We start from the raw sequence: 11,931 nt of genomic DNA, 5'->3' as shown, positions 1-11,931 counted from the left end.
CGGTTCGACCAGTTTTTTATCTACAGCGTCGGGCCGATATGGTTTAATGAGCGACATTTATGGTCTGTTCCTGCGGACAACCCTGAATTCAGTGCCTTGGTTGCGCGCCTGTCGCGCTGAGTCCCGGGCGCTTTTTCATTGGCTGTTGCTGCGAAGGGATTGTTAAAGCATGAACTGCGAACTGGCGTCTGCCAGGTTCAAACAGAAAGGTCTTCGATGAGCTGGATTGAACGAATTCTTAACAAGAGCAATATCACCCAAACCCGTAAGGCGAGCATTCCTGAGGGCGTTTGGACCAAATGTGACAGCTGCGGTCAGGTTCTCTACCGCGCCGAGCTGGAACGTAACCTGGAAGTCTGCCCGAAGTGTGACCACCATATGCGCATGTCTGCGCGCATGCGTCTGCACACGCTGCTGGACGAAGGCAGCGAAGTGGAAATCGGCAGCGAGCTGGAACCGAAAGACGTTCTGAAATTCCGGGATTCCAAAAAATACAAAGACCGCCTGCAGGCCGCGCAGAAAGCGACCGGTGAAAAAGATGCGCTGGTGGTGATGAAAGGCACGCTGTACGGCATGCCGGTTGTCGCCGCCTCCTTCGAATTCGCCTTTATCGGCGGTTCAATGTCTTCTGTCGTCGGCGCGCGCTTTGTCCGTGCCGTTGAGCAGGCGCTGGAAGACAACTGCCCGCTGGTGTGCTTCTCCGCCAGCGGCGGCGCCCGTATGCAGGAAGCGCTGATGTCGCTGATGCAGATGGCGAAAACCAGCGCCGCGCTGGCCAAAATGCAAGAGCGCGGTCTGCCGTACATTTCCGTACTGACTGACCCGACCATGGGCGGCGTTTCCGCCAGTCTGGCGATGCTGGGTGATATCAACATCGCCGAGCCGAAAGCGCTGATCGGCTTTGCCGGCCCGCGCGTTATCGAGCAGACGGTGCGCGAAAAGCTGCCGCCGGGCTTCCAGCGCAGCGAGTTCCTGATTGAGAAAGGGGCGATCGACATGATCGTGCGTCGTCCGGAAATGCGCCAGACGCTCGCCAGCATTCTGTCCAAGCTGACCAACCAACCGCAGCCGGCGTTTGACGAGCCTGAGCCGGTGGTAGTGACGCCGGAGAATCAGGCGGACGAATAAGGCATGCATACGCCGCGACGGCCTGTTTACGCCGTCGCGGCGCTCAACCGCCGCTGAGTGGCCATGCGGCGGTTGAAACGCAGAGCATCGCCTTTCCCGCGGTGAGGGTGGTGCCCTGATGGATTAATGAACCCAAGTTCAGTGATGGGACTCATGCAAAACCACCAAATTCCTCAAGCCACGTCGCCATTGAGCTCGTGGCTTTACTATCTGGAACGTCTGCACAGTCAGGCGATCGAACTCGGCCTGGAACGCGTGCAAAGCGTTGCAGCGCATCTTGATCTTCTTACTCCGGCCCCGACGGTGTTCACCGTTGCCGGTACCAACGGCAAAGGCACCACCTGTCGCACGCTGGAGGCCATTTTGCTGGCGGCCGGCCTGCGCGTCGGCGTTTACAGCTCGCCGCATCTGGTGCGCTATACCGAACGGGTGCGTATTCAGGGGGAAGAGCTGAGCGAAGCGGAGCACTGCCGCTCGTTTGCCGCCATTGAAGCCGGACGCGGCGACACTTCCCTGACCTATTTTGAGTTCGGCACGCTGTCGGCCCTGCAGCTGTTCCGTCAGGCCAGGCTGGACGTGGTGATCCTGGAAGTCGGCCTCGGCGGGCGGCTGGACGCCACTAATATCGTCAACCCGGACGTTGCGGTGGTCACCAGCATCGCGCTCGACCACACCGACTGGCTGGGCGACGATCGCGACAGCATCGGCCGGGAAAAAGCCGGTATTTTCCGCGGCGGCAAGCCGGCGGTAGTCGGCGAGCCAGATATGCCGGACTCGATCCGTCAGGTAGCGGAAACGCTGGGGGCGCAGCTGTATCGGCGCGGCGACGCCTGGACGTTCAGCGAGCAGGACGAGCGCTGGCAGTGGCGTAGCGAAGGCACCGAACTGAACGACCTGCCGAGGCCCAACGTGCCGCTGGCCAACGCCGGTACGGCGCTGGCGGCGCTGCACTATTCCGCGTTGGAAATTGACGAGCGTGCCATTTTCGCCGGGTTGCAGCAGGCGACGCTGCCGGGGCGTTTCCAGACCGTGCAGCAGTCGCCGCGGCTGATCCTTGACGTGGCGCACAATCCGCACGCCGCCGGCTATCTGGCCGGGCGGCTGGCGCAGCTGCCGCACGATGGCGGCAAGGTGCGCGCGGTGGTCGGCATGCTGGCGGACAAAGATATTGCCGGTACGCTGGCCTGCCTGCTGCCGCAGGTGGATGAATGGTACTGCGCGCCGCTGGACGGGCCGCGCGGCGCCAGCGTAGAGCAGCTGGCGCAGCATCTGCCGCAGCCGCGCTCTTTCACCGATGTTGAAAGCGCCTGGCGACAGGCGATGCAGGATGCGGATAATCAGGATATTGTGATCGTCTGTGGATCGTTCCACACCGTCGCGCAGGTCATGGCGGCGTTAGACGAGATGCGGGGAGAGTGAGTGGCAAGTAAATTTCAGAACCGACTGGTCGGTACCGTAGTGTTAGTGGCCCTGGGGGTGATTATCCTGCCAGGTCTGCTGGACGGTAAGAAAAAACATTATGAGGACGAATTCGCCGCGATCCCGCTGGTGCCGAAGCCGGGCGATGCGCGGGAAAACGACGCCATTCCGCCGGTGAGCCAGCCGCTGCCGTCGCAGCCGCCGGCGGGCACCGGGGCGTTGATGGAGCAGCAGGCGGCCAACGAGGCGGCGACGCAGCAGGCGGTGACTCAGCCGCAGCAGAACACCGCGCCGCCGCCGGCGGTGACGACGCCTTCGCCAGCGCCGCAGCCAAAACCGGTTGAAACCAAACCTGCGCCGCCGCCGAAGCCGAAACCGGAAGTGAAGCCGAAGCCGGAGGTGAAACCGCAGCCGAAACCGGCTGAGAAAGCGCCGTCCGGTCAGGCCTATGTGGTGCAGTTAGGGGCGCTGAAAAACGCCGCCAAGGTTAACGAGATCGTCGCGTCGCTGCGTCTGTCCGGCTATCGCGCCTTTACCGTGCCGTCTACGCCGGTGCAGGGGCAGATCACCCGTATTTACGTCGGTCCGGACGCCTCGAAGCAGAAGCTGCAGTCTTCGCTGTCGGCGCTCAATTCGCTCAGCGGGTTGAACGGGCAGGTGAAGCCGTACAGCGCGCGTTAACCCCATTCTTCTGCCGCGTTTGCAAGGCGGGGCAGAAGAATCAGCTATGTAGGCGCGGCGATTGAGAATTTTTTTATCGCCGCTTTTTATTTGTAAATTGCGAGGGAAATCCCCTACGCAAACGTTTTCTTTTTCTGTTAGAATTCGCCGCGCATGGGAAATACCCCAGTGCATTCGGGCTGTGGCCGCTGTGCGACAGCCGGAAGGATGAGGGGACGTGCGGGGCATTTCATTATTGGAATGGTCATGGTCTGGATTGATTACGTCATTATTGCGGTAATTGGATTTTCGGCTCTGGTGAGCCTGATCCGAGGGTTTGTTCGCGAAGCATTGTCACTTGTGACATGGGGATGTGCGTTTTTTGTCGCCAGCCATTTTTATTCTTACCTCGCCGTCTACTTCACCCGTTTTGACGATGAACTGGTGCGAAACGGCATCGCGATTGCGATTTTGTTTATCGCGACCCTGATCGTGGGGGCGATAGTGAACTACGTGATCAGTTCGCTGGTCGAAAAGACCGGGCTGTCAGGAACCGATCGGGTGCTGGGCATCTGCTTCGGCGCATTGCGCGGCGTGTTGATTGTCGCCGCGATACTGTTCTTCCTCGACAGTTTTACCGGCTTCTCGCAAAGTGAAGACTGGAAGCAGTCGCAGCTGATTCCCCAGTTCAGCTACATCATCAGGTGGTTCTTTGACTACCTGCAAAGCACGTCGAGTTTCTTACCGTCTCACTTACCGGGGCGGTAGCGGCTTAGGCTTAGAGGAAAAGACAACATGTGCGGTATTGTCGGTATCGCCGGTTTTATGCCGGTAAACCAGTCGATTTATGATGCGTTGACGGTGCTGCAGCACCGTGGCCAGGATGCCGCCGGCATCGTCACCATCGATGCCCATAACGGCTTCCGTTTGCGTAAGGCGAACGGTCTGGTGAAGGATGTTTTTGAAGCACGGCATATGCAGCGCCTGCAGGGTAATATGGGGATCGGCCATGTGCGTTACCCTACGGCCGGCAGCTCCAGCGCCTCAGAGGCCCAGCCTTTTTACGTGAACTCACCGTTCGGCATTACGCTGGCTCACAACGGTAACCTGACCAACGCGCATGAACTGCGGCAGCAGCTGTTTGAAAGCGGTCGCCGTCATATCAACACCACCTCCGATTCCGAAATTCTGCTTAACGTGCTGGCCGCCGAGCTGGATCGTTTCCCGCACTATCCGTTGGAATCCGACAATATCTTTACCGCCGTGGCGGCGGTGCATCAGCAACTGCGCGGCGCTTACGCCTGCGTGGCGATGATTATCGGCCACGGTCTGGTGGCGTTCCGCGACCCTAACGGCATCCGTCCGCTGGTGATCGGCAAACGCGCGCTGGAGGATGGCCGCAACGAGTATATGGTGGCCTCCGAAAGCGTGGCGCTGGATACGCTGGGCTTTGAGTTCCTGCGCGACGTGGCGCCGGGCGAAGCGGTGTACGTGACGGAAAAAGGCCAGCTGTTTACCCGCCAGTGCGCCGAGAACCCGAAAACCAACCCGTGCCTGTTTGAATATGTCTACTTTGCCCGTCCTGACTCCTTTATGGACAAGATCTCGGTATACAGTGCGCGCGTGCGCATGGGCCAGAAGCTGGGCGAGAAGATCGCACGCGAGTGGGAAGATCTGGACATTGACGTGGTGATCCCGATCCCGGAAACCTCCTGCGATATCGCTCTGGAGATCGCGCGTATTCTGGATAAACCGTATCGTCAGGGTTTTGTGAAAAACCGCTACGTCGGCCGCACCTTTATCATGCCGGGCCAGCAGGCGCGCCGCCAGTCGGTACGCCGCAAGCTGAACGCCAACCGTGCGGAGTTCCGCGACAAAAACGTGCTGCTGGTGGATGACTCCATCGTGCGTGGCACCACCTCCGAGCAGATCGTCGAGATGGCGCGCGACGCCGGCGCCAAGCGCGTCTATCTGGCCTCCGCCGCGCCGGAAGTCCGCTTCCCGAACGTCTACGGCATCGATATGCCAAGCGCCAATGAGCTGATCGCCCACGGCCGCGAAGTGGATGAAATCCGACAGATCATCGGCGCCGACGGGCTGATTTTCCAGGACCTGAGCGACCTTATCGACGCGGTGCGTGAGGAAAACCCGGATATTACCCAGTTCGAATGCTCGGTATTCGACGGTATTTACGTCACCAAAGACGTCGATCAGGGGTATCTGGAGTACCTGGAGTCGCTGCGTAACGATGACGCCAAAGCGCTACGCGGCCAGGCCGAAGCGGAGAATCTGGAAATCCATAACGAAGGCTAAGCCTGCCTCGCCATACCGATGCGCCGTGCACCGCCGCGGCGCATCGTTCCCGCCTGAACCTTGCTTATCCGCCGTGATTACGGCAAAGTTGCTGCGACCCTTGGAATTTTTGGCAGAGACCCTTCATGAAACGACTCATCATCGGCATTTCCGGCGCCAGCGGCGCTATCTACGGCGTACGCCTGCTGCAGGTGCTGCGCGACGTGGCGGAGGTGGAAACCCATTTGGTGATGAGCAACGCCGCCCGGCAGACGCTGGCGCTGGAAACCGCGTTCAGCCTGCGTGAGGTGCAGGCGCTGGCCGATGTGGTGCACGACTCGCGCGATATCGCCGCCAGCATCTCTTCCGGCTCCTTCAAAACGCTGGGCATGGTGATTTTGCCCTGTTCGATCAAGACACTGTCCGGTATCGTCAACAGCTACAGCGACGGTCTGCTGACGCGCGCCGCCGACGTGGTGCTGAAAGAGCAGCGGCGTCTGGTGCTGTGCGTGCGTGAAACGCCGCTGCACCTGGGGCATCTGCGTCTGATGACCCAGGCGGCGGAGATGGGCGCGCTGCTGATGCCGCCGGTGCCGGCCTTCTATCACCGGCCGACCAGCGTGGAAGACATTATCGATCAGACGGTTAACCGCGTGATTGACCAGTTTGACATTGAACTGCCCCAGGATTTATTCACCCGCTGGCAAGGCGCAAATTAACAAACACACCCTCAAATTTGCACATTTGTGCAACAACGCACTGTATTGATGCGCGGCCCGCACCATAATGGGGCCGTTTCACCACGCTCGCTGTTTCATGGTATGGGCATCCTGTCGTTGCCCGTGGCGCGGCCCGAACGGCCGGTTTCATTTTGCGGTTCTCGTCCAGGAAACAGTTTTGCGCAGGGCGGAGCCGTTCCCTCCGTGGCCTGACGCATGCAATGTGGCACGATTACTGCAAATTGATATTGATTCGGTGGGGCACGCTTCCCGCAAGGCATCAAAAAAATAAAATCAATTTGAGGGTAATGTATGAAAAAGCTGGTTAAGGTTCTTCCGCTGGTTATGGCCTTGGCTGCGGCGAACGGCGCATTGGCCGCCATCCCGTCGACGCTGAAGATCGGCACCGATCCGACCTATGCACCATTTGAATCCAAAGATGCCAACGGCGAGCTGGTCGGTTTTGATATCGATCTGGCCAAAGAGTTATGCAAACGCATCAACACCAAATGTACTTTCGTCGAAAGCGATTTCGACGCGCTGATCCCATCGCTGAAAGCCAAAAAAATTGATGCCATCATTTCATCGCTGTCGATTACCGAAAAACGCCAGCAGGAAATCGCCTTTACCGACAAGCTGTTTGCCGCCAACGCCCGCCTGATCGCGCCGAAAGGCTCGAAGCTGCTGCCGACGGTGGAATCCCTGCGCGGCAAGAGCGTCGGGGTGCTGCAGGGCACCACGCAGGAAGCCTATGCCAACGCCTACTGGCAGCCGAAAGGGGTGACCGTGGTGCCGTATCAGAACCAGGATCTGGTGTACGCCGATCTGGCCTCCGGCCGTATTGACGCCGCCTTCCAGGACGAAGTGGCCGGCAGCGACGGCTTCCTGAAGCAGCCGCCGGGCAAAGATTACGCGTTTGCCGGTGAATCGGTGAAGGATGACAAATTCTTCGGCGTCGGCACCGGCATGGGGCTGCGCAAGGCGGATACCGAGCTGAAGGCGGCGCTGGATAAGGCCTTTGCTGAAATGCGCAAAGATGGCACCTACGATAAGTTTGCGAAAAAATACTTCGATTTTGACGTCTACGGCGGCTGACCGCCCGTTCGCCTGCCGGTAGCCGTGGCGGCGCAGCGTGCTGCGCCCGCCCGTGGCTGTCCGGCGGGGATTGCTTACGCCTACTGACGACAGGATGAGGTACATGCTGCAAGGTTATTCCCAACTGATATTTGAGGGCGCGCTGGTGACGCTGGAGCTGGCGCTCAGTTCCGTTCTGCTGGCGGTGGCGATTGGCCTGATCGGCGCCGGCGGCAAACTCTCCAAAAACCGTCTGCTGGCTTCGCTGTTCGGCGCCTATACCACGCTGATCCGCGGCGTGCCCGATCTGGTGCTGATGCTGCTGATCTTCTACGGCCTGCAGATCGTGTTAAACAGCCTGACCGAGGCGCTGGGTATGGCGCAGATCGATATCGATCCGCTGACGGCGGGCATTATTACGCTGGGCTTTATTTACGGCGCCTACTTTACCGAAACTTTCCGCGGCGCCTATCTGGCGGTGCCGCGCGGGCAGATTGAGGCGGCGACCGCCTATGGCTTCAGCGGCGGGCAGACGTTTCGCCGCATTCTGTTTCCGGCGATGATGCGTTTTGCTCTGCCGGGTATCGGCAATAACTGGCAGGTGGTGCTGAAGGCGACGGCGCTGGTGTCGATCCTCGGTCTGAATGACGTGGTGAAGGCGACCCAGCTGGCGGGCAAGGGCACCTATCAACCCTTCTTTTACGCGTTGGTGGCCGGCGCGGTGTACCTGCTGTTTACCACCGTCTCCAACGGCGTCCTGCTGTGGCTCGAGCGGCGTTACTCATTAGGCGTCAAGAGGGCCGAGCTATGATGGAGATCCTGCAACAGTATTGGCAGTCGCTGCTGTGGAGCGACGGCTACCGTTTTACCGGCGTGGCGGTGACGCTGTGGCTGCTGATAAGTTCGGTGGTGATGGGCGGGCTGCTGTCGATTCCGATGGCGGTGGCGCGCGTCTCTTCCCGGCGCTGGCTACGCTTCCCGGTGTGGCTGTATACCTATGTCTTTCGCGGCACGCCGCTGTATGTGCAGCTGCTGGTGTTTTACTCCGGCATGTACAGCCTGGAGATGGTGCGCGGCAGTGAATTGCTCAATGCCTTTTTCCGCAGCGGGCTGAACTGCACCATTCTGGCGCTGACGCTGAATACCTGCGCCTACACCACCGAGATTTTCGCCGGCGCGATCCGCGCGGTGCCGCACGGAGAAATTGAAGCAGCCAACGCCTACGGCTTTTCGCGCTTCAAACTGTACCGCTGCATTATTCTGCCTTCGGCGCTGCGCACCGCGCTGCCGGCCTACAGTAATGAAGTGATTCTGATGCTGCACTCCACCGCGCTGGCGTTTACCGCCACCGTGCCGGACCTGCTGAAAGTGGCCCGCGATATCAACGCGGCGACCTATCAGCCGTTTTACGCGTTCGGCATCGCCGCGGTGCTGTATCTGGCGATTTCCTACACGTTGATCAGCCTGTTCCGCAAGGCGGAAAAACGCTGGATGGCGCACGTGACTCACCGATAAAAAACGGAAGAACATCATGTCTGAGATTAAATTAGCCGTCAGCGATCTGCACAAACGCTATGGCGACCATGAGGTGCTGAAGGGCGTATCGCTGGCGGCCAACGCCGGTGACGTGATCAGCATCATCGGCTCTTCCGGCTCTGGCAAGAGCACCTTTCTGCGTTGTATCAACTTTCTGGAGCAGCCCTGCGCCGGCAGTATCAGCCTGAATAATGAAGATATCCGCATGGTGCGCGATAAAGACGGCCAGCTGCAGGTGGCCGATAAAAAACAGCTGCAGCTGCTGCGCACCCGGCTGACGATGGTGTTTCAGCACTTTAACCTGTGGAGCCATATGACGGTGCTGGAAAACGTAATGGAGGCGCCGGTGCAGGTGCTGGGGCTGAGTAAACAGGAGGCGCGGCAGCGCGCGGAGCGCTATCTGGACAAGGTCGGCATCGATCAGCGGGCGCGCGCCAAGTATCCGGTGCATCTCTCCGGCGGCCAGCAGCAGCGCGTTTCCATCGCCCGTGCGCTGGCGATGGAGCCGGAGGTGCTGCTGTTTGACGAACCAACGTCGGCGCTGGATCCGGAGCTGGTGGGCGAGGTGCTGCGCATCATGCAGCAGCTGGCGGAAGAGGGGAAAACCATGGTGGTGGTGACGCATGAAATGGAGTTTGCCCGCCACGTCTCCAATCAGGTGATTTTCCTGCACCAGGGGCTGATTGAAGAACAGGGGCCGCCGGCGCAGCTGTTCGATAACCCGCAAAGCCCGCGCCTGCGGCAGTTTCTGTCAGGAGCGCTGAAGTAATCCCACGGCGGCGCGGCGGCTAGGCCGGCGGCTGAATCACCGATGCCAGCGCCTGCTCCAGGTCGACATACCGGAAGCGGAAGCCGGCATCTTCCAGCCGCTTGGGCACCGCGTGCTGGCCGCCCAGCACCAGCACCGCCGCTTCGCCCATCATCAGCCTGATCGCCCAGGCCGGCATGCGCAGCCAGGCCGGACGCCCCAGCGTTTTGGCCAGCAGGGCGGCAAACTGTTCATTATGCGCCGGATAGGGGGCGACCATATTGAACGGGCCGCTCAGAGTGGGGGTGTCGAGCAGAAATAGAATGCCGCTGACCATATCGTCAAGATGAATCCACGGCAGATACTGCCGGCCGTTGCCGATCGGGCCGCCAAGTCCCAGGCGGAAAGGCGGCAGCATCTTCGCCAGCGCGCCGCCGTGCGGGGCCAGCACCACACCGGTGCGCAGCAGGCACACCCGCGTGCCGTTACTTTGCGCCCGCAGCGCCAGCGCTTCCCAACGCTGACAGAGCCGGTGAGTGAATTCGTCGTGCGGCGCTTCCTCTTCGGTCACCACCGCCTGATCCTGATCGCCGTAATAGCCCACCGCAGAACCGGAAATCAGCACCGCCGGCGGCCGTTCGCTGACGTGGATCAGCGCCGCCAGCCGTTCGGTCAGATCCCAGCGGCTGTGGCACAGGCGCGCCTTCTGCGCTTTGCTCCAGCGTTTATCGGCGATCGGTTCGCCGGCCAGATTAATGACCGCGTCAATGCCGTCGAGGGACGGCTTATCCTGCAGTGAGGGCCAGTAGTCGACATGCTCGCCGAACAGGCCGCGTGCGCGCGCCACGTCGCGGGTCAGCACGCTCACCGAGTGGGAAAGGGCCAGCAGACGCTGCGTCAGGCGGCGGCCGATAAGCCCGGTCGCGCCGGTAATCAGGATATGCATGGTGGATACTCCCCCTGGCGGCCCTGCCTGGCGCGTTTACCTTTCCCGACGATAGCTCATGGTCATCGACACCGAATCGGCGTAGCGCAGGGCCAGTAGTTTATCGATCTCTACCTCAGCATAGGTCACCCACGGATGTTGTTTCACGATATCGAGCACATCCTGGGTTAATTTTTCCAGCAGCGCGAAGCGGTTATCTTCCACGTGACGGATGATGGCCTTGGTGATGGTGCGGTAGTTGAGCGCGTCGGCGATATCTTCGCTGTTGCGTGCCTGGTCGGCCGGGTAGTGGATCTCGACGTTGATCAGTACATCTTGCCGGTTGTTAATCTCTTCTTCCTTGATCCCGATAAACGTGCGCAGCCGCAGGTTTTTTATGCGAATGACGGCGTCGGGTTGGCTAAATGACATCAGCGGTTCTCCATATAATCTGATTATTTGCGTCCAGAATACACGGAAAGTAGGGAAATGATAACGCCGCGGGGGGAAACTCTGCCGGCTGCGGCAGGAAACCGCGCCGGCAGGGGAAGATTACGCCGGATCGGCCAGCTTGTAGGCGCGTTCGGTGGCCGGACGGTTGCTGATGCGTTCGAACCAGTTGCGTACCGCCGGGAAGTCGGCCAGATCGATGCGCTGGCGCGGATGAGAGACGACCCACGGATAGGTGGCGATATCGGCAATGCTGTAGTTGTCGCCGCCGAGATACGGGTGTTTCTGCAGTTCGGCTTCCAGCACGCCGTACAGGCGTTTGGTTTCCAGATGATAACGCTCGATGGCGTAAGGCACCGGCTGCGGCGCGTAATGGTTGAAGTGGTGATTTTGCCCGAGCATCGGCCCGAAACCGGCAACCTGCCAGAACAGCCACTGCAGAGTGGCGGCGCGTTCACGCAGGCCCTTGCTCAGCAGTTTGCCGGTCTTCTCCGCCAGGTACAGCAGAATTTCGCCGGATTCAAACAGGGAAATGGGGTCGCCGCCGTCTACCGGCTGCTGATCGACAATGGCGGGAATTTTATTGTTCGGGGAAATCGCCAAAAATTCGGGGTTGAACTGTTCGCCGGCGCTGATATTGATGGGATGCAGGCGGTAGGGTAAGCCCACTTCTTCCAGAAACAGCGTGATCTTGTGACCGTTGGGAGTAGGGGCGTAATACAGGTCAATCATACTCTAATACTCCTTGTAAAACATCATGATAAGATGAAGCATGAACCAGTCGGCAGCGTGTGAACCATGAGATCATTCTTATACTGTTGCGCCGGTTTGTCCATTAAACCCGGCGGCGCGTCAGCGTCGATCGCAGACGACCCGCAGTCCAGCTTAGACGATCATCGCCATTTTCGGAAATTGGCCGCCCCTGTTGGCGCGTGTTTTTTTAACCGTCTGTTCTACGCTAAAATAGCGCCTGTTTCGCA

13 protein-coding genes are annotated in these 11,931 nt (G+C 59.8%); 10 read left to right on the top strand and 3 right to left on the bottom strand.

What is annotated here, in order from left to right:
- Nucleotides 1–216: 216 nt before the first annotated feature.
- The 10 genes from accD (at nt 217) to hisP (ending at nt 9,597) form a co-directional block, all read left to right on the top strand.
- Entirely contained in the window at nt 217–1,128 is a 912-nt protein-coding gene (accD, locus tag TAN611_RS16215; RefSeq protein ID WP_105231960.1) for an acetyl-CoA carboxylase, carboxyltransferase subunit beta, read from the top strand.
- A gap of 153 nt (nt 1,129–1,281) precedes the next feature.
- On the top strand, nt 1,282–2,547 hold the full coding sequence (folC, locus tag TAN611_RS16210) for a bifunctional tetrahydrofolate synthase/dihydrofolate synthase (protein WP_187044351.1): 1,266 nt from the start codon (nt 1,282–1,284) through the stop codon (nt 2,545–2,547).
- The gene (gene dedD, locus TAN611_RS16205) at nt 2,548–3,228 is read left to right on the top strand and encodes a cell division protein DedD (protein ID WP_203066732.1); all 681 of its coding nucleotides are present in this window, start codon (nt 2,548–2,550) and stop codon (nt 3,226–3,228) included.
- Between the two features lie 246 nt (nt 3,229–3,474).
- Entirely contained in the window at nt 3,475–3,975 is a 501-nt protein-coding gene (cvpA, locus tag TAN611_RS16200) for a colicin V production protein (RefSeq protein WP_015673187.1), read from the top strand.
- A 27-nt stretch (nt 3,976–4,002) separates the two neighbouring features.
- Nucleotides 4,003–5,520 carry an amidophosphoribosyltransferase gene (gene purF / locus TAN611_RS16195; protein WP_105231957.1) on the top strand — a complete coding sequence of 506 codons (1,518 nt, stop codon included), beginning with the start codon at nt 4,003–4,005 and terminating at the stop codon, nt 5,518–5,520.
- A gap of 125 nt (nt 5,521–5,645) precedes the next feature.
- Nucleotides 5,646–6,218, top strand: coding sequence for a UbiX family flavin prenyltransferase (locus TAN611_RS16190; RefSeq protein ID WP_111736714.1), 573 nt, complete (start codon nt 5,646–5,648; stop codon nt 6,216–6,218).
- A 312-nt stretch (nt 6,219–6,530) separates the two neighbouring features.
- Nucleotides 6,531–7,313, top strand: a complete 783-nt coding sequence (gene argT, locus TAN611_RS16185; RefSeq protein ID WP_105231955.1) for a lysine/arginine/ornithine ABC transporter substrate-binding protein ArgT — start codon at nt 6,531–6,533, stop codon at nt 7,311–7,313.
- A 103-nt stretch (nt 7,314–7,416) separates the two neighbouring features.
- The gene (locus TAN611_RS16180; RefSeq protein WP_105231954.1) at nt 7,417–8,103 is read left to right on the top strand and encodes a histidine ABC transporter permease HisQ; all 687 of its coding nucleotides are present in this window, start codon (nt 7,417–7,419) and stop codon (nt 8,101–8,103) included.
- Entirely contained in the window at nt 8,100–8,807 is a 708-nt protein-coding gene (locus tag TAN611_RS16175) for an ABC transporter permease (protein ID WP_105231953.1), read from the top strand. Before TAN611_RS16180 ends, TAN611_RS16175 begins: the two co-directional genes overlap by 4 nt.
- Before the next feature lie 16 nt (nt 8,808–8,823).
- Nucleotides 8,824–9,597 carry a histidine ABC transporter ATP-binding protein HisP gene (gene hisP / locus TAN611_RS16170; protein ID WP_105231952.1) on the top strand — a complete coding sequence of 258 codons (774 nt, stop codon included), beginning with the start codon at nt 8,824–8,826 and terminating at the stop codon, nt 9,595–9,597.
- A gap of 19 nt (nt 9,598–9,616) precedes the next feature.
- Here hisP and TAN611_RS16165 read toward each other — a convergent pair whose 3' ends face one another.
- The 3 genes from TAN611_RS16165 to yfcG form a co-directional block, all read right to left on the bottom strand.
- Nucleotides 9,617–10,522 (bottom strand): TIGR01777 family oxidoreductase, encoded by a 906-nt coding sequence (locus TAN611_RS16165; protein ID WP_203066731.1) that lies wholly within the window; start codon nt 10,520–10,522, stop codon nt 9,617–9,619.
- Nucleotides 10,523–10,558: 36 nt separating this feature from the next.
- Entirely contained in the window at nt 10,559–10,933 is a 375-nt protein-coding gene (gene folX, locus TAN611_RS16160; protein ID WP_105231950.1) for a dihydroneopterin triphosphate 2'-epimerase, read from the bottom strand.
- Between the two features lie 120 nt (nt 10,934–11,053).
- A complete protein-coding gene (gene yfcG / locus TAN611_RS16155; protein WP_105231949.1) occupies nt 11,054–11,683 on the bottom strand; it encodes a GSH-dependent disulfide bond oxidoreductase in 630 nt (209 codons plus the stop codon).
- Nucleotides 11,684–11,931: the final 248 nt, after the last annotated feature.

It is taken from the genome of Serratia sp. Tan611 (assembly GCF_905188235.1).
GTDB lineage: Bacteria > Pseudomonadota > Gammaproteobacteria > Enterobacterales > Enterobacteriaceae > Serratia_B > Serratia_B rhizosphaerae.
Note: the sequence above shows the minus strand (reverse complement) of the source record. Positions and strands in the feature narration are given on the sequence as shown.